Below are 17,027 nucleotides of genomic sequence, written 5' to 3'. Positions count from 1 at the left end.
CGATCACTCCCCAAGTGGGGAGCTGACTGCTTGTACGAGCAGCCAAGGCCCCGGCCTCCCCTCTTACGGGGTGGCCGGGGCCTTGGTCGTTCGTCCGGAGCGGGTCAGCTCGCGCGGCGCTCGGGGTGCAGCGTCGTACGCGGCACCGGCGGCGCACCCAGCGGCGCGTCACCGGCGGGCAGCTGCGCGCGGCGGGTGTCCGCGTCGCGGACCGCCGACTCGGTCGCCGCCCACTGTTCCTTGCGCAGCAGCCACATGGGCCGGCCGTCGCCGGGCTGGTCGACCGTGGTCGTCTGCTTCTGCGCGGCGATCTGGCTGACGGCCGGGGCGACCGCGACCTTCGGCTTGCGCCGCACGGTGGTCCGGCGGCGGTGCACGGTCTCCGAGTTGCCGTCCGTCAGGCGCTCCTCCCACTTCCTGGCCGTGACGTTGACGATGACCAGGCGGTTGCTGCCCAGGCGGCAGCGGACGGCCGCGTCCTTGCCCGCGCGGCCAGCGTCGTGCGGCACGACCTTGGGCTTCTTGGTCTGGAGGCCGGTGATCGGCACCCACGTCTGGCAGTCGGGGCAGATCAGCGACGCGCAGGCCGGGCGCAGGTCGTACTGGTGGGGCTTGAGGGTGGAGAGGGCGAGCGCCAGGCGGTTGTTGACGGTGCGGGAGCGGGTCCGGCTCCGGCGGGGTCGGGCGGTGCGCTCAAGGGTCGAAGCAGACATCTGAACTCCTCACGGACGGAGCGGCAGGGGGAGCGTCGCGATGCTCTCTCCGCCCTCCGGGCCGCACGGCACGAGGCCGGCGTCCCGCAGGACAGACAGCGCACAGCGCTGCGACGTGCACACAGTCGTCGCGGCCGTCAGGCTCCGGGGGAGTTCGATGGTGCTCTCGCGCCCTCGGTGACCCGAGGACTACCCCGGCCGCCCCGAAGGGCGGACGACTACCTCCGCAACTTCGATATCGAAGTTGCAGTACGATGGTGCGCAATCTCGCTATCGATGTCAAGCACTTCGATAGAGATATTTCCTCGCTATGTAAGTCGCGAGCCGTAGCTGACGCTGAGCATCGAAGCCCTTAGGATCGCTAGCGAAGTTAGGAGACACATGGCAGGCGGAAAGGGCCCTAAGCAGCCCAGATACCTCCAGATCGCTGACGAGCTGAAGGCTGCGATCGAGCGTGGGGACTACCGACCCGGTGATCGGCTGCCGGGGGAGAACGCACTTGCACCGCAGTACGGCGTCGCCGTGATGACGGCTCGGCGAGCGCTGCGCGCGCTCACCAACGAAGGGCTCGCGGAGTCCCGGAAGGGCGCGGGGGTGTTCGTTCAGGCTTTCCGCCCCATCCGGCGGCGCGGTATTCAGCGTCTGGCACAGGACCAGTGGGGCGCCGGGAAGTCGATCTGGTCGGCTGACGAAGACCGCCCCCTGACGGTCGACCAGGTCTCCGTACAGGAGGTCGTTCCGCCGGTGCACATTGCCGAAATGCTTGCCCTGGATGCCGATGAGACCGCCTGCGCCCGGTCCCGGCGCTTCGTCCTGGATGGCCGGCCAGTCATGCTCGCCACCTCGTACCTGCCCTACGCCTTGGTGGAAGGGTCGGCGATCACCCAGGCCGACACCGGGCCGGGAGGAACCTACGCTCGTCTCGCTGACCTCGGTCATGGCCCGGTTCGCTTCCGGGAGGAGATCCGCGGACGGCTGCCCACTGCCGAGGAAGCGGCAACGTTGGGCATGTCCCCTGAGCGCCCTGTCCTGAAGATGTGCCGGACAGCCTTCGACGCCCACCAGCGAGTTGTTGAGGTCAACGAGATGACCCTCGACTCCGCCTCGTACGTTCTGGACTACGAGTTCGATGCCTGACGGCACGCAGGACTCGCCGCGGGCACGGCACTGGGGTGTGCCCGGGATCGCCATGGTTCCTCCGGCCGGGATTGCGGGTGTGGATCAACAAGAAACAGCATCCGCACCAGGGGCCTTGAGCGAGATGTCTGACCGTGGAAGTGGTGTAGCAACAGCGTGGCAATAGGGCCGTTGATACCTGGAACGTGACCGCCAAGGGGGTGTGTAGTGATCGCTGTGGACAGGTGGACAGGTGAGGAGGCGCTGTTGTTGCGGTCGGTGATGCGAGCGTCTGTGCGCGAGTTCGCCGGTCGCCTCGGCATCAGCCCCAGGACCGTCTCGAACTGGCAGCGGAACAAGACGAGCGTCTGTCGTCCCCAGATGGCGCAGATCCTGGACACGGCGCTCCTCCAGTGCACTCCTGCTGAGCAGCAGGCGTTCAGCCTCCGTCTAGCAACGCTGCGTGGAGCGGCAACTCCCATCACCGCCGAGTCGGCAGCGCGTCCGGCACCGTGCACGGTCGTCTCCCACAAGTTCTTGCCGGTGTACCTCGGTGAGTGCAGTGCGCCCCTCTACGCTGCGGGTTCGCCAAGCGAGCCTGGGCCCGGCGGCTTGGAGCAGCGAGTCCTGCCTGCTGACCACCCCTCCGCGCAGTCGTCGACGGTGCACATATACGCCTGCGGTGTCGCTGTGGTGCATCTCGAAGAGCACCACAGCCTCGAGTCGTTGACCGAGTTGGCCTTGTGGCGTTACCGCACGTACCTGAAGGAGCCGGGCTGGGTGGGGGAGTGGATGGCCCACCTGCTGGTCCGCCACGGCGACCACAAGGACCAGCGCGCCCAGTCGCTCGTTCCGCAGTACGTGCTGTCGGCCTACGAGCTCCGCACACATTCCTGGTCAAGCGCCGGCCTGGACACGGCTCTCCAGCTGCTCGCTACGCCATCGGTGCTGGTCAACCGGCAGAATCCAGCAAATGTGGTACCGCTCGGGCCTGGGGTCGAGGAAGCCAAGTTCCGTGAGGGCTGGGCTCACCCCGAGGCCGTGACATTCGACGGTGGAGTCTCCCGCGGTGTCGTCGGCTGGTCTGGTGTCGCCTATCACCCGCAGTCGGACGAGCGGGCTCTGACCATGAGCCAGATCGTGGCCCTTGAGCTCGACGTACAGGCCCTCTGGGCCCTCTCGTCGCACATCCTGCACATGATCGAAGACGGCCAGGACCCGGTGATGCCGACGGCCTATGGCTGGCGCTTTCTACGCAGCGCATACTTCCGGCTCACTACCGCACGCCCCACCGAGACCGCCCAACACCGGGTGATGCGCGAGGCCATCCTGGCCACCAGCGAACTTCCTGATCGGCTGCGCGCCGCCCAGGACGCTCTCCGAGACAGCAATCCGTGACGGCCATGTGGAAGGCGGAGTGGGTGGACCCTCGATCGACAGCGCTGCTGGTCATTGATGTGCAGCAGGGCTTTGTCAACCAGCACAGCCGCGGAATCATCCCTGCGGTTGTTCGGCTGGTGGAGGGCTGGCAAGCAGCCGGCGCTCCCGTTGTGCTGTCACGGTTCCACAACGAGCCCGGATCGCCGTACGAGACGATCACGGGATGGACGCGATTGCGTACTCCCGAGGAACAAGCCCTCGTTGCTGACCTGGCGCCCTTCGCCGCCACCGCCGCCGCGATCATCGACAAGCCCCAGGCGTCAGTGTTCACCCCTGAGGGCGCCCGGACTATCCACGAGGCGGGCTGGACCGATCTGGTGCTGTGCGGCATCGACACGGATGCATGCGTATACGACTCCGCTGTCGCCGCCTATCAGGCCGGATACCGGCCCTGGATCGTCACCGACGCTTGTGCCTCTACCGGCGGCGCCCGCTACCACGACGCCGCGCTCCTGCTCGCCGCCCGGAACATCGGCGCTGAGCAACTGGTGACGAGCGAAGTTGTATTGTCCCGAATTAGCGGAACGCAGGGAGCCCACGCATGAACACACCGCACGAGACAGACGTGCTGGTAGTCGGCGCCGGCCCGTCAGGCGTCGCGGCCGCGGTGATGGCGGCCAGCCTGAACCTTCGAACGGTCATCGTGGAGGCTGACTCAGTAGGCGGCAAGCTGCACGTCATCGGGGCGCTGGAGAACGTCCCTGGCAATTGGTCGACCGGCCCCCAACTTGCTGAAGCCCTTGCCGCCGACCTGGACCGCCTCCAGCAGGCTGGCCGATGCTCCGTCATGCAGGGCCGTGCGGCCAGCGTCACCGGCTACGACGACCGGGCGGAGCTCGCACTCGAGGACGGGCGCACACTGAGCGCACAGGTAATTGTGGTCGCCACCGGCGTGGCCGCCCTGGCTCCGCCCGATGCCGACTGGATCAGCGCTCCTGCACATTTGTCAGTTCCTCCGCTGTGGCGCACCAAGCCTGCAGACCTGGCGGGTCGGACCTACGTCCTCGGAGGAGACCGTCCCCTCGGAACGTGGCTCCGCACCCATCCACACTCCTCAACGACGCTTCACGTCCTCTGTCCGCCGGCGGATGACTACAAGATCGCCGAGGTCGCGGGGGACGAGCGCGTGCGCGTCGTACCTGTCTCTCACGTCACCCTGTCGCCGATGGCCTACGGAGACGAGTGGAGCTTGCAGGTCAAGGACCGGCAGGGAGAGCGCAAGTCCTACGTCGCCAAGACTGTGCTGAACAACCTGGGCAACACACCAGCGGGTCTGGACGGTCTCACCTCGAGCGAGGACGGCTACTGCCCTCCCGGCAAACAGCACCCTCGGATCCAGGTCGCCGGCGACTTGCGGGCGGCCCAGTTCCAACGCGTCACGACGGCGCAGGGCTCTGGGGCGGAAGCTGTGCTCGCCTCCTATTACGCCTCGGTCCTGAAGCCATGTTGAGGTCCAACGCCCACCGCCCTGCCGGCGTATCGATGCGTGCACCCGAGATCGATCCCGTGGTGTATCTTTCAGGAATTCGGTGATCATGAGAGGTTGGGGCATGTCCGACGCGGATCCCATGCAGCGGGTCAACGCTATCCTCGACGACGTCCTGCCGACGCCGCGCGTGCGTCAACAGCTGCGCCTCGCCGCGGGGCTCACTCAGCAGGAAGTCGCGGACGCCGTAGGTGTGAAACGCCTGGCCGTAGCCCGCTGGGAGCTAGGCCAGACCCACCCCAGGCGGCCCCATCGCGCCGTCTACATCCATCTACTCAAGGGGCTCGCGGAGCGTTTCCCCGAGGTCGCTGAGCTGAATGCAGGCAGCACGACGCCGGCCTCCGAAAGGGGGTCGGGATGACCTAGCGGTCATCGGCCGCGCGCGCCAATGAGGTGGACTGCAATCCACTGTGGCCCCGCGCGGCCCGTCTCACCGACCGTCAGGTCGGCCGCCCAGTCCCCGGTTGGCGCCGGTTCTGGGCTCCAGCTCATGGAGCTGGTTCATCTCTCGCAAAACCCCGCTTTGGCAAGCGGGTCCACCCGGTCCGCTTTGGCAAGCGGGCCACCTCGGCTCTCCAGGAGCCCCTTTGGCAGGGGGCCTCTGTTGAGCCACCAGCGTCACCCCGGGTTCCGGCGGCTTTGGCAGGCCGTTCGGTGCTCGGGGCTCCGTCCGTACAGATCGCTCGGCCGTGGTCGGGCCCCTTGGCGGGGGCTTGGTCGCGGTCGGGGCGATCCATATGAAGGTTGGTGTCCCCGCCATAGTGCACGAGATCGGTGTTCCCTGTCAGCTCGACCATGTCCGATTCAGCCTGGTTCGAGCCCTCGACCTTTCCCGTGTGACGGGATTCGCACACCCTGTTTGCCCTGTTCGCGGCATTAATCACGAAGATTCATGGGGTCGGAGTGTCACACGCCCCACGGCCCGGCGTACCTATACCGAGAGGGGGACCCATGTCCTCCTGGCGGCACCGGCCGCCGCTTTCTTCCGGAGCTCCGTCCCATGGGGCGGGACGCGATCCGAAGTTCCTGCCCGCCGGGCGGGAGGAACCGGGGGTCTCGCCGCTGCTCGGAATCTGTCCACAGGCAACCTGCGCAAGGCTGCCGAGATGATCTCTTTCTCGTCCGTCCGGGTGGGCCGATGAGCGCCGTGGCGGCGTCGGCCGCCGTCCTCCCGCGCTCGCGCACGAAGTTCGCCGGTGAGGCGTCGCGCCGTCGACTGCGGTCGGTTCCGGCGCAGGCCGGTCCCGCTGTGCCGCCGAAGCTGGGCAACCCGCTCCAGCTGGGGAAGTCGATGCGGGCCCGGCTGCTCGCCGCGGTGCGTGCGCTGGTGACGTCTCCAGCGCTGGCCGGTGCGTCGGACGGCGCGCGGCTGGCGTCGGTGGTGCTGACGGCGAAGTCGAACGTGGCCAACGACTACCAGGCGTCGATCTGGGCGGCGGAGCTCGGTCGGTGGCTGGGGGTGTCGCAGTCGACGGTCGCGCACACCGTGCTGCCCGAGCTGCGCGCTGCCGGGTTCCTCGGCTCGAACGTCGCGACGAACGCCTTCGGGCACGCGACGGGCCTGGAGTGCTGGGTGATCCCGATGTACCGGGCGCAGAAGGCCGGCGACCGGCGGCACCCGCTGGCGCTGTCGCGCTCGGAGCTGGCGGTGTTGCTGAGCCTGTGCGAGGTGCTGTTCGGCCCGGGGTGGGCGCCGAAGGACAAGGCGCCGGTCCCGGCCGGGCTGCTCGCCGGTCGTACGGGCCGGGGTGCGGCGACGGACCGGCTCGGGCTGCTGCTGATGGTGCTGACGACGGGTTCGGCGGGCTGGCTGCAGCTGTGCCCCGGGTCGGTGGACACCGGCCGTGGGCGTCCGGCAGCGACGGTCGCGCGGCTGCTGGGCTGCACGGCGGCGGCCGGGGCAAAGGTGCTCAAGCGTCTCCAGGAGCACGGCGTCGCGGACGTTGTGCGCAAGGAGACCGGCTCGGGCCTGAACGCGCAGTCGCGGGTGCGCCTGGTGCCGGTTGCCGAGGCCCACGGCGTGGCCGTGCGGGAGGCTCGCCGGGTCGCCAAGGCTCTGATTTCAGACCTCGCCGGTACTGCATCCGGAGATCTTGAGTCCGGCGAGACGGGCGAGTCCCTTGTGACCACTGGGATCGAGGGCGCCGGGCAGGGCGAGGTGGCCGGATCGGCAGACCTCGCCGCAACTGCACAGCACCACGCTTCCCACGCTGCTGTGGTTACTCCCGGTGGTTCTCTCGCGCTCTCTGGTGGCTTTTCCGGCGAAGGCCGTGGTGGGAACCACGGTCTGCCGGACCGCGCGTGCGTGCGCGAGGACGGCGGCCCGCTCCGCGGGGAACAGCAGGAGAAGTCCCCGTCGATCAGCAGCGAGAAGCCCGGCCGCGGGCCGGTGGCCGGCACTCCGGTGCGGGCCGTGGACGGTGAGGGTCAGGGCAGGCAGCAGCGGGGGAGGGTGCCCCTGCCGCCGGAGGATCTGCGGGCCGTCCTGGCGCCGGTGGACCTGGTGTGGGCGCGGCTGGAGCGTCCGGCCGCCCGTCGCCTGGTGGAGGCCGCCGCCCGCAGTGAGCTGGGCAGGGTGGTTGGGTTCGTCGGCCGCGCCGATGCGCCGCAGGTCCTCGCCGACCGGCTCGCCCGGCGTCTGGCTGACCAGATGCGGCTGGCCGGGCCGATCAAAGACCCGGTGGGCTGGCTGATCGGCCTCGGTCTGCCGCAGCGTCAGCAGTGCGGCGACGTGCGGTGCGATGACCGGGTGCTGCTCGACTCCGGGCAGGACTGCCCACGCTGCGAGGAGAAGCAGGCCGACCGCCGCGACCAGCGCCGTGCGGTCGCGGCCGCCGTCGACGCCGCCATGCCGCACGCCTCCGAAGCCGAGCGCCGCGCGGCGACCGAGCAGCAGCTGCACCAGGATGTGACGGCCAGGGCGTGGGCGAAGGTGCACGAGTGGGACCAGGTCCGGGCGAGGCAGGCCGCCGCAGCTCAGGCTCGTGCCGAGGCCGCGGCCGCGCAGCTCGAGGAGAACGTCCCGGCCGCGCCGGTGGCCCCGGTCGTGCTGCCCGCGCCGCGCCAGGCCGTCATCGCTTCGGTCTCGGAGGCGGCTGACGTCGACGACGACCAGGAGCAGGAGCTGGTCCTCGAGGACCTGACTCGCGACCAGGTCCGCGACTGGCGGGTGCGCGCGATGAAGGACCCGCAGTTGGTGTTCGACCACATCGACCGGTACGGCGAGACGTCGGCCCGGCGCCTGTTCACCGGACGGCTGGTGGACCAAGTGCGGCGGGTGGCTGGCCTCGGGCACCTGGACCTCGGCTACATCCCGTGGGGGCAGGCATGAACGGCGGCGAGATGTCCGGCGTGGACATGGCCCGGGTCGCGCTGCGAGCCGCGATGGCGCAGGCCCGCCAGAACGGTGGCGGGCAGAAGGCGAAGGCGAAGCCGCGGCCCGTTCGTACGGTGCGCCGGGACGGGCGCGAGCCGATGGGCCTGGGGGCCGCAATCGGCGCGCTGGTCACCGAGCGCGCGTGGGAGCTCCCGGCCGCCGGCGCGACGCTGCGCGAGCGGTGGGCGGCCATCGCCCCCGAGCTCGCCGGGCATGTCGCCGCCGTGTCGTACGACGCCGACTCCGGCCGGCTCACCGTGTGCCCGGAGTCGGCGGCCTGGGCGACGAAGGCCCGGCTAGAGCAGACCCGCATCGTCGCGGCCGCCAACGAGTCGGCGGGCCGGACGGTCGTCCGGTCCCTGCGGATCCTGGCGCCCGGCGCGGTGCCGGTGCCCGAGCCGACCGACGTCGCCCCGGCTGCCCCGGCCGACGCCCCCACGGGCCCGGCGAAGACCAGGGAGACGGCATCCGAGGGCTACCGGCGCGCCCTCGAAGCGCACCGCGAGGTCGCGCCACCGTCCCGGATCGATCCGGGGATCGCGGAGGCGGTGGAGCGGCAGACCAGGGCGATGCGCGAGCTGTCCCGCAGGGCGTTCCCGGAGCCGGAGACCGTGTCCGACGATGCGCCGGCCCCGATCGCGGCGGCTCGCACCCAGCGCCGTCACCAGGCCGACGCCTCCCACGCTGCGGCTCTGCGCCGGGCCCGTGACGCCTCCCACGCTGCGGCTCTGCGCCGGGCCCGTGCGGAGCGCACGGCGCGGGAGGCCGGGACGTCGGCCGTGTTGCCGCAGTCGGCCGGGCTCCAGGAGTCGGCGTGAGCGGGAATGACTGGATCTCCTCCGTGCTCGGTTCGTCAGGGGGCACCATCGTCGAATGGACACTCAACGGGTGCGCTACTACGCCTACTTCACCAACGCCGACGCCGCCGAGGGAGAGGATGACGAACTGGAGCTGCTGGTGGAGTCCTGGGACGCGGACGGCAGGGCCCTGGTCCTGGTCCCGGAGGAAGGCCGGCTCGTGGCAGCCATGGACCGGCCGGGTTTTCTGCGGGTGGAGCGGTACGAGGTGCCGCAGGTGCGCGGCGTGCTGCCGGGCGGGAACTGGAAGCTGCGGAAGAAGGACGGCCCGAACAAGTTCGGGCACCAGGTCGTCGCGTTTCTGGTCTACGACAAGTACGTCCGGCCCGTGTCGAGCCTTCCCGCCGCCAACGGCCGGTGGCGGACCAATGCGGAGACGCACCACCTCTTCCAGTCGGACTGACCAGCCCTCCAGCCTGACCGCGGCGCCCTTGCTCAGCAGGGGCGCCGCGCGTCGTTTCCACCCCCGAACGCAAGCAGTACGCCATTCGTACGCCAAACGTACGTGAAACGTACGGTTCATGGGGTAGGGTGTCGGTCAGGAGGTGTTCCATGTCCGAGTTGTTCGACGCGGTCGACGCACTGCTCGCGTCCCGTGCCACGCTGCCGCCCCCGGCAGAGCGCAAGCGGCTGCGCGCCGCGCACGGCCTGACGATTGACGAAGTGGCCACCGCACTGAAGGTGCGCCGGGCCACGGTGTCCGGCTGGGAGTCCGGCAAGACGGAGCCCCGCCCGCCGGAGCGCGACGCCTACGCCCGGCTGCTGGACAAGCTCGCGGAGCTCTACCCCGCCCCGGTCGACGCGGCCGCACCCGCCGCGGCGGAAGCGCGGACTCTGTCCACAGGTCCGGCGCCCGAGGCTGCGGACATGACTGCAACCGAGAACACCCAGATCCCTGCCCCTGCCCCTGCCGCCACCGCTGGTCCGGCGGCCGCGCCGCGTCCGGCGCGCACCACCAGGCCGACGTCGTCGACGTCGCGCCGCCCGGGTGCGAAGAAGGCGGCCCCGGCCGCGACCCTGGCGGGCGGCGCCGACCCGCGCTTCGAGAACGGTCCGCTTGCGGTCGTCGACGTCGAGGACGGGCAGGTGCTGGCGTACTGCACCGGCGGCCTGGTCCTGGATGTGCCCGCCAAGTCCATCCCGGCCCTGGTGGACTGGACGCTGAAGGAGGCCAAGCTCGGGCAGCCTAAGTTGTCCGGTCCGGGCAAGGACGCCGACCCGCTGCTGGTGCTCACCGAGGCCGCCCTGGAGCGCTACGGCCTGCCCGTCGCCCTCACGGAGGAGGAACGGCTCGCCGGGCGGATCCCGGAGGGCCACAAGGTAATCAAGCAGCTCGCACGCGCGGACTGGAAGCTCACCAAGCGCGGGTTCGGCCCGTGGGCGCGGATCTACCGCCCTGCCATCGGTTCGGAGCGGGCCTGCGTGCAGCTGTGCATCCCGTCCTGGCATGCGCTGGACTCCCGCCACTGGGGCAACGCGGGGCAGCTGCCGCCGGCGGAACTCGCCCGGGTGCTGGGGGTGTACGCGTCGCGGGTGATGACGCCGCGCGGCTCGACCGCCGTCACCGGCCTGGAGCTGATGACCGCCCTGCACCCGCCGACCCGCGCCTCCGAGCCCGACGAGACGGGGAAGCGGCACTCCGAGCACAACCCCGGCAGCCTGGGCAAGGACCCGGTGGACTGCGCGCCGTGCGAGGCCCCGGATGGTCACCCGCTGCTCAAGGACCTGCCGCGCTTCCACGTCCGCGGCCCGGCGGAGAAGCTGTTCGAGGAGGCCTATGACTGGGCGCGGCCGATGACCGATGCCGAGTGCACCTTGCAGCACCTGGTCGGCATCGACGTGAACATGGCCTTCGCCGCCGGAGCCAACGGCCTGGTCGTCGGCCTCGGAGCGCCCACCCACGTCAAGGCCCCGGTGTTCGACCCGAAGCTGCCGGGGAGCTGGCTGGTGGACCTGTCCCACGTCGACCTGTCGAGGGTGAAGGTCGGCAAGGACAAGTGGGCGGACCTGGACGCGAGTCTGCTGCCCAGCCCGTTCACGCCGAAGGGCGAGCGGCCCGAGGGCCCGGCCTGGTACGCCACGCCCACCGTCGCTTACGCGGTGGAGCTCGGCTACGAGGTGCGGCCGATCGAGGCCTACGTCCGGTACGAGAACGGCCGCTACCTGGACGGCTGGTACAACCGGATGCGCGACGCCTTCCTCGCCACCATGGCCGACCTTGGCGTCGACGCCGACCTGTCGCCGGCCGACTTCCTCGCGGCCATGGACGGCTACAAGGAACGCGACCCGCAGCTGGCGATCGTCGTGTCGGCGATCAAGGCGACGGTCAAGGGCGGCCTGGGCAAGCTGCGCGAGCGGCCCCGGGGTGAGGGCTGGCGGCCGGGCGAGCCGTGGCGGGCGCTGTCCCGGCCGACATGGCGGCCTGACATCCGTGCGGCGGTCATCTCCCGCACGCGGATCAACCTGCACCGCAAGATCGTGAAGCACGCGGCGTTCACGGGGCAGTACCCGGTGGCGATCCTGTCGGACTGCGTCGTCTACGCGGCCGACGGAACGTCGCCGTTGGACTTCCTGCCCTACCGGGACGGCAAGCCGCTGCCCGGCGGCTTCAAGCTCGGCATCAACCCGGGCCTGGTCAAGCACGAGGGCACCCAGAGCGTCCTGTGGGGCGAAGAGGTCCGCGAGCGGTTCAACGCCCCGGAGCTCAACCTCGCCCGGTACATCAAGGACGGCACCGTCACCGACGTCGACAACGGAGAGTAGGAGAGGGCGACGATGAGCCTGTTCGGGGACGGCCTGGAGGCCGCGGTGCAGAAGGCGTTCACCCGCCCGGCGCCCAAGAGCGCGGGCGCGCAGATGCGGTACCTGGTCAAGCAGCTCAAGAGCACCAAGGCGGTCGCCCAGATGCTGCGGGTCTCCCAGCGCACCGTCGAGCGGTACGTGAAGGACCAGATCAAGAAGCCGCGCCCGGACCTCGCCGCGCGCCTGGAGCGCGAGGTGAAGGCCCGCTGGCAGCCGCAGATCCGGGCCAAGGCCCGGCAGCAGGCGGCCACCACCGGCGGCATCGTCATCGACACCCGCGCCCGCCTCGGCTACACCGCGCCGATCGGGTCGACGGACCAGGACCGCATCCGGCACCTGACCGTCGCCCTGCCGCCCCGCTACGCCGCCCGTCTCTTCGAGGCCCAGGAGGCCGGAGCCAGCGACCAGCAGCTGCGGGAGATCGCGGCCGAAGGGCTCAAGGAGGTGTACTTCCAGGACAACGGCCGCCGCGCCGGCCAGCTGGAGGAGGTCCGCTTCACGGACATCGAGCACCTCGAGTTCGATCTGTAGCAGCTGCTCCCCGAACAGCCTGCGAACCCGGACCAGGAGGAAGTAGTACGGGATGCCCGTGCCTTCGTGGGTGTTCATCTGCCGCAGACCGGCCCTCGGACCTAGCCGTGCTCGTGCAGTGATCCCACGCCGCCGCTGGGCTCTCGGCGCAACTTATCCCTCTTTCAGGGAGTTTGATTGCCGTTGGGCTTCGCAGAGGCAACACCGACCAGTACCTCTAAGTGTTATGACGTTTCTCGGAGGACGGCTCTCAGCCGCTGTGGCCAGGACTTTGCTGGCAGGTCTCTTCGTACTGGTGGCAGGTGCCGTTCCTGCCCAGGCCGCCAGTTCCCGCCTCTCGGTAGAAGGGTGCAGCTCGGAAAGGGATAATCGCAGTCCGGACAATTGGACGTCAGCTACGTGGAAGATCTGTATCGGCGACTACGGCGGAGCGCATGGCCAGGCTGACGTGAAGTGCTGGGCCGGTCAGACCATCGGCTGGAACGCAAGCAGGTGTTTGATCACGGGGCAATTCGAGATCCGCAAGGGGAATGAAGTCATCAAGTCGGGCCCCTTCGCCCTCGATGTCCCTCTGAACGGTGCAAGCACCGCCCGTCCGTTCCGCTTCTACTGTCAGGGCCACGGCGAGTACACCTTCAGCACCACCGGTGTCCAGGGAACGCTTCTACAGACGGACAGCGACGGGGACGCCCAGGCCAGGCCCGGGTACCAGTCCGTGAACATCGCGGATGCGACGGCCACTGTCACCATGTGCTGAGCTGAGCGACATCGTTCCCTCACGCAGAAGGCCCCGCCCGGACCTCGCCGCACGCCTGGAACGCGAGGTGAAGAAGCGCTGGCAGCCGCAGATCCGGGCCAAGGCCAAGGCGAAGGCGGCAAGCACCGGCGGCATCATCATCGACACCCGCGCCCGCATGGGCTACACCGCGCCGATCGGCTCCACTGACGAGGACCGCATCCGGCACCTGCCCGTCTCTTCGACGCCCAGGAGGCCGGCGCCACCGACCAGCAGCTCCAGGAGATCGCCGCCGAAGCGCTCAAGGAGGTGTACTTCCAGGACGGCGGTCGCCGTGCCGGAAGCCTGGAAGAGGTCCGGTTCACGGACATCGAACACCTCGAGTTCGACCTGTAGCAGCCGTACCCCGAACAGCCCGCGAGCCCCGGACCGATGTGGTCCGGGGCTCGCCCGCGCATGGACCCGGTACGACACCCAACGAGGCTCAAGCCTTCCGAAGGATCTTTCGCAGGATCTGCCACGCAACGGACCAGCCGGGGAGATTCTGGACGGGAGCAACGACGGTGAGCTGCTTCTCCGGAACGCTGCGCACCACCGACACTGAGGGAGACACACATGGGGCGGGTCAAGGCACGCAAGGGGGAGACGTCGGGCGTACGCCCGGCTCGTGTCGGAGAAGGCGACGCCGTCCGGACCCTGCTCGCGGAGGTGGCCCGGGATGAACAGGACCGGATGCAGCTGGCGGCGTCCTGTCATCTCCTCGACAGCGGGGTCGACACGGCCCGGTACGCCGAGCCGTTCCGCCTCCTGGTCTTCGAGCGGCACCGCACACTGCTGGGCGCCGTGCTGGTCCAGGGCGGCAACCTCGGTTCGAAGCCGGGCGACGACTTGGCCGACCTGAAAGCGCATCAGAACCTGTATGCCCAGCAGGTTGGCATGCAGCGCAAGATGTTCGACCGGGTCAACGCGGTCAGCGCGCACTTGGCCTTTATGGCTGTGGCACCCGCCTCCCGCGGGCAGGGCATCGGCCGGCAGCTGGTCCGTGCAGCCGCCGACATCGAGCGTCGGCGCGGCCGCCGGCTGCTGACCGGCTACGTATGGGACGACGATCTGGCGCACATGTACGAGAGGTGGGAGTTCATCGTCTCCCCGGCGGAGATGGCCGCGTTCTTCCTGCGGGAGAAGGTCGGCAACCTGTACGCGCCCTCCGCTGCCGCGCTCAACCTGACGGAGGGCTCCCGCCTGATCGTGCTGCCGCTCGTCCCAGAGGTGCGCGCCTACGACATCGGGACGGCAGACCAGCCGTTCCCGGCGGTGGTCGGTGTCGAGGAGCCGTTCGATCCCACACACCTGGACACGCCGGAGGAACTCACCAAAGTCAAGGAACGCATCGAGGCCCTCGTCCAGCAGCAGATGACCCTGTACGGGCCGGAGCGCGCCCGCGCCATGTTCGATGCCTTCTTGGGCCAGTCCGGTAACTGAGGCAGCGCCCGGATCCGTCAGCTGCCGCCGTGGCCGAAGCCCCGGAGCACGGGATCGAGTTCGAGGGCAGCACCGTACAGGGAACACAGCCGGACGCCCGGGTGCTCCGCCGTACCCAATGCCTGGTCCAGGGTGAGCGGCGGCGCCCCGGCGGGTGCTTCCCCGCAGCCGACGGCGTGGATGACGCCCTGGCTGGGGCCGCGGCCGCTGCCCCAGCTTCTGCAGGACCCAGCCGGGGTGCCAGCGCGGCCCTAGGATCCCGCGGACCGTCGACGGCTTCTCCAGGCGCTCAGTGCGTTGTGCGCCTGCCGACCTGTCCTTCGGCCCGTCAGCCGATCAGAAAGAAGTGATGATCGGTCAATCCCGTTCAGTACACGGCTCATTGTCAGACCCCGCCTGTAGCCTGCGAACCGGCACTGAGGTGCATATCGGGGGACTTAGGGAGCTGTAGTGGCGGATCGGGATCCTCAGCGGTTCTTCACCCAGAACCAGCGCAACATCCTGTACGACCTCGCCGAAGGACGGTGCGAGACGTGCAGTGCACCGCTGCTGGACGGCTGGGAGGCCGACCACATGGTGCCCTGGGTGCAGGGCGGCCGGACAGTGATCGAGAACGGGCAAGCACTGTGTGCGCAGTGCAACAAAGGAAAAGGACGTGGGGTGCAGTACACCGACGAATTCTCGCCGCGGCCCTTCCAGCGGGAGGTCATCGATCAAGTCTTCGACCGTATCCATGCGGGTGAGCGCCTGACGGTCGTCCTTGCCTCTCCCGGGTCGGGAAAGACGCTCACCTACCAGGCAACAGCCACCAGGCTCTTCAGGGCCGGCCTGATCGACCACGTGGCGGTCTTCGCCCCCCGGGTCGCTCTCGCCGAGCAGTGCGAGACCGACTGGATGCAGCGGGACAGTCAGGGCTCTGTGACGAAGGGGATGTGCCTGCTGTTCGACAGCACCAAGCGCATCGGGATGATTCGTCACAAGATCAAAGAAAAGCCGCTCACACCGGTAACCGAACCGGGAAGCGGCTTCGTCTCCACCTATAGCGCGCTGGTCACCAACGAGTCGGTCTTTCTGGAATGGGCGGCCAAGCATCAGGGCCGGTTTCTGCTCGTGGCTGACGAGGCGCAGTTCTGCGGCGACACGACCGACCCCGACGCCGGCGAGGGCGGTACCCGCGCTGGCGCGTTGATCAAGCAGATGCACGAGTACGCCCGGCACACCCTGCTTTTGACCGGCACGCCGAACCGCGCAGACAACCAGCGGCTGGTGCTGGCTGACTACGAGCCCCACCCGACCGACCCCAAGCGTGAGGTCCTGGTCCACCACGCGGAAGCCAAGTACTCCAACGGCATTGCGGAGGGCTACCTGCGCAAGTTCGAGATGCGCCTCACCAATGCGCGCGTCTCCAAGCGAACGCTCGCCGACGATGCCGGCCGCGGGGACAGCGTCCTCGAGTACAACCTGTCCGACGACGGCAGCGAACTCGTACCCGTGCTCAGGGACGAGAAGACCTGGCAGCCCCTCGTCGACGACGTCGTGAGGGCCATCCGGGACAAGCAGAAGTTTCACGCCTCCTACCGCGGCCTGATCTCCTGCATGCAGCAGCAGGACGCCAAGAAGGTCTACAAGTACCTCCAACAGCGCTACCCCGACCTGCGCGTGGCGCTCGCCGTGTCTTCCGACACCGGCGCCTCACAGGTCCTGCAGGACTTCAAGGTCAAGCCGATGGACCTGCTGGTGACCGTGCGCATGGCGTTCATCGGTTACGACTGCAAGACCATCACCGTCGTCGGCATCCTCACCCACTACCGCGACGGCGGCCACCTGATGCAGTTGATCGGCCGCGGCCTGCGTGTATGGGACGGCACACCGGCCCGTGAACAGACCTGCCTGATCGTGGCCCCGGACGATCCGAAGATGCAGGGCTTCCTTGACCTCCTGCGCGAGGAGAACGACCGGGGACTGAAGGTCCTGGAGGAACGGGAACAAGAGGAGCGCGAGGAGCCGGGAGACGCCGTCCAGGAGGAGTTCTCCTACATCGACTCCGCGGTCGCCACGACCACCAGGGCCTCGAGCAACGAACTCGACATGGACGCGGACGAGACGCTGATGGTCGAGACGCTGAAGCGAGCTGTCGACGCGGCAGAAGACGTCACCAAGCTGAAGCAGATCATCGAGATGGCCGGGATGATGCTCAAGCAGCCGACCCCGGTCCCCCAGCCGCGCACCGAGCCGGAACCGGAGCCGCCCACAGAGGCCCCGAAGACCGAGCGCCAGAAGATCGCCGATTTCAACTCCAAGACTTCAGAGACGATCAGGCAGTATCTGTACCGCGGCGGTGTGAAGCCGGGAGACGCCGGCTACCGGGACGCTGCGATGAAAGCGACGGCACGCGTGAACGAGGCTGCCGGCTGCACGGCAGCGAACGCCAATACCGTAGAGAAGGCCAGCAGGAGGTTCCGCGCTGCACTGGCCCTCAAGTAGGAGA

15 protein-coding genes and 1 pseudogene are annotated in these 17,027 nt (G+C 69.1%); 14 read left to right on the top strand and 2 right to left on the bottom strand.

Annotated elements, in window-relative coordinates:
- Window positions 1-104: 104 nt before the first annotated feature.
- Window positions 105-713, bottom strand: a complete 609-nt coding sequence (locus ACIQHQ_RS36410; RefSeq protein WP_402620799.1) for a hypothetical protein — start codon at window positions 711-713, stop codon at window positions 105-107.
- 381 nt (window positions 714-1,094) lie between these two features.
- Between ACIQHQ_RS36410 and ACIQHQ_RS36405 the strand changes: the two genes are divergently transcribed.
- The 13 genes and pseudogenes from ACIQHQ_RS36405 (at window position 1,095) to ACIQHQ_RS36345 (ending at window position 14,539) form a co-directional block, all read left to right on the top strand.
- Window positions 1,095-1,850 carry a GntR family transcriptional regulator gene (locus tag ACIQHQ_RS36405; protein WP_402620796.1) on the top strand — a complete coding sequence of 252 codons (756 nt, stop codon included), beginning with the start codon at window positions 1,095-1,097 and terminating at the stop codon, window positions 1,848-1,850.
- Between the two features lie 669 nt (window positions 1,851-2,519).
- On the top strand, window positions 2,520-3,227 hold the full coding sequence (locus tag ACIQHQ_RS36400; protein ID WP_402620793.1) for a hypothetical protein: 708 nt from the start codon (window positions 2,520-2,522) through the stop codon (window positions 3,225-3,227).
- Window positions 3,224-3,814, top strand: coding sequence for an isochorismatase family cysteine hydrolase (locus ACIQHQ_RS36395; RefSeq protein ID WP_402620790.1), 591 nt, complete (start codon window positions 3,224-3,226; stop codon window positions 3,812-3,814). The genes ACIQHQ_RS36400 and ACIQHQ_RS36395 overlap by 4 nt, the downstream gene beginning before the upstream one ends.
- Window positions 3,811-4,719 carry an NAD(P)/FAD-dependent oxidoreductase gene (locus ACIQHQ_RS36390; RefSeq protein ID WP_402620787.1) on the top strand — a complete coding sequence of 303 codons (909 nt, stop codon included), beginning with the start codon at window positions 3,811-3,813 and terminating at the stop codon, window positions 4,717-4,719. Before ACIQHQ_RS36395 ends, ACIQHQ_RS36390 begins: the two co-directional genes overlap by 4 nt.
- A 100-nt stretch (window positions 4,720-4,819) precedes the next feature.
- Window positions 4,820-5,116 (top strand): helix-turn-helix transcriptional regulator, encoded by a 297-nt coding sequence (locus tag ACIQHQ_RS36385; RefSeq protein ID WP_402620784.1) that lies wholly within the window; start codon window positions 4,820-4,822, stop codon window positions 5,114-5,116.
- 777 nt (window positions 5,117-5,893) lie between these two features.
- Window positions 5,894-8,086 carry a hypothetical protein gene (locus ACIQHQ_RS36380; RefSeq protein ID WP_402620781.1) on the top strand — a complete coding sequence of 731 codons (2,193 nt, stop codon included), beginning with the start codon at window positions 5,894-5,896 and terminating at the stop codon, window positions 8,084-8,086.
- A complete protein-coding gene (locus ACIQHQ_RS36375) occupies window positions 8,083-8,949 on the top strand; it encodes a DciA family protein (protein ID WP_402620778.1) in 867 nt (288 codons plus the stop codon). The genes ACIQHQ_RS36380 and ACIQHQ_RS36375 overlap by 4 nt, the downstream gene beginning before the upstream one ends.
- Window positions 8,950-9,004: 55 nt before the next feature.
- Window positions 9,005-9,391 carry a hypothetical protein gene (locus tag ACIQHQ_RS36370; protein WP_402620775.1) on the top strand — a complete coding sequence of 129 codons (387 nt, stop codon included), beginning with the start codon at window positions 9,005-9,007 and terminating at the stop codon, window positions 9,389-9,391.
- Window positions 9,392-9,540: 149 nt separating this feature from the next.
- Window positions 9,541-11,751, top strand: coding sequence for a telomere-associated protein Tap (gene tap / locus ACIQHQ_RS36365; protein ID WP_402620772.1), 2,211 nt, complete (start codon window positions 9,541-9,543; stop codon window positions 11,749-11,751).
- Between the two features lie 12 nt (window positions 11,752-11,763).
- Window positions 11,764-12,321 carry a telomere-protecting terminal protein Tpg gene (gene tpg, locus ACIQHQ_RS36360; RefSeq protein WP_402620770.1) on the top strand — a complete coding sequence of 186 codons (558 nt, stop codon included), beginning with the start codon at window positions 11,764-11,766 and terminating at the stop codon, window positions 12,319-12,321.
- Between the two features lie 259 nt (window positions 12,322-12,580).
- Entirely contained in the window at window positions 12,581-13,078 is a 498-nt protein-coding gene (locus ACIQHQ_RS36355) for a hypothetical protein (RefSeq protein WP_402620913.1), read from the top strand.
- Between the two features lie 25 nt (window positions 13,079-13,103).
- A pseudogene (gene tpg / locus ACIQHQ_RS36350) lies at window positions 13,104-13,453 on the top strand (telomere-protecting terminal protein Tpg); the annotation flags it as partial.
- A 219-nt stretch (window positions 13,454-13,672) separates the two neighbouring features.
- Window positions 13,673-14,539: a GNAT family N-acetyltransferase gene (locus ACIQHQ_RS36345; protein ID WP_402620767.1), complete on the top strand. Its 867-nt coding sequence runs from the start codon at window positions 13,673-13,675 to the stop codon at window positions 14,537-14,539.
- A gap of 17 nt (window positions 14,540-14,556) precedes the next feature.
- Here the strand turns inward: ACIQHQ_RS36345 and ACIQHQ_RS36340 are convergent, their stop codons facing one another.
- Complete coding sequence (locus tag ACIQHQ_RS36340) at window positions 14,557-14,721, bottom strand: DUF6233 domain-containing protein (RefSeq protein WP_402620910.1); 165 nt, start codon at window positions 14,719-14,721, stop codon at window positions 14,557-14,559.
- 268 nt (window positions 14,722-14,989) lie between these two features.
- Between ACIQHQ_RS36340 and ACIQHQ_RS36335 the strand changes: the two genes are divergently transcribed.
- A complete protein-coding gene (locus ACIQHQ_RS36335; RefSeq protein ID WP_402620764.1) occupies window positions 14,990-17,023 on the top strand; it encodes an HNH endonuclease in 2,034 nt (677 codons plus the stop codon).
- Window positions 17,024-17,027: the final 4 nt, after the last annotated feature.

This window comes from Streptomyces sp. NPDC092370 (assembly GCF_044755265.1).
Lineage (GTDB): Bacteria > Actinomycetota > Actinomycetes > Streptomycetales > Streptomycetaceae > Streptomyces.
The sequence above is the reverse complement of the archived record's forward strand: the minus strand, read 5'-3'. Positions and strand labels throughout refer to the sequence as shown.

Excerpts from the sequence above, each read along its gene's own strand:
- ACIQHQ_RS36405 (WP_402620796.1), top strand. The coding sequence starts at position 1,095 with ATGGCAGGCGGAAAGGGCCCTAAGCAGCCCAGATACCTCCAGATCGCT.
- ACIQHQ_RS36390 (WP_402620787.1), top strand. The coding sequence starts at position 3,811 with ATGAACACACCGCACGAGACAGACGTGCTGGTAGTCGGCGCCGGCCCG.
- tpg (WP_402620770.1), top strand. The coding sequence starts at position 11,764 with ATGAGCCTGTTCGGGGACGGCCTGGAGGCCGCGGTGCAGAAGGCGTTC.
- tap (WP_402620772.1), top strand. The coding sequence starts at position 9,541 with ATGTCCGAGTTGTTCGACGCGGTCGACGCACTGCTCGCGTCCCGTGCC.
- ACIQHQ_RS36375 (WP_402620778.1), top strand. The coding sequence starts at position 8,083 with ATGAACGGCGGCGAGATGTCCGGCGTGGACATGGCCCGGGTCGCGCTG.
- ACIQHQ_RS36380 (WP_402620781.1), top strand. The coding sequence starts at position 5,894 with ATGAGCGCCGTGGCGGCGTCGGCCGCCGTCCTCCCGCGCTCGCGCACG.
- ACIQHQ_RS36385 (WP_402620784.1), top strand. The coding sequence starts at position 4,820 with ATGTCCGACGCGGATCCCATGCAGCGGGTCAACGCTATCCTCGACGAC.
- ACIQHQ_RS36410 (WP_402620799.1), bottom strand. The coding sequence starts at position 713 with ATGTCTGCTTCGACCCTTGAGCGCACCGCCCGACCCCGCCGGAGCCGG.
- ACIQHQ_RS36370 (WP_402620775.1), top strand. The coding sequence starts at position 9,005 with ATGGACACTCAACGGGTGCGCTACTACGCCTACTTCACCAACGCCGAC.
- ACIQHQ_RS36345 (WP_402620767.1), top strand. The coding sequence starts at position 13,673 with ATGGGGCGGGTCAAGGCACGCAAGGGGGAGACGTCGGGCGTACGCCCG.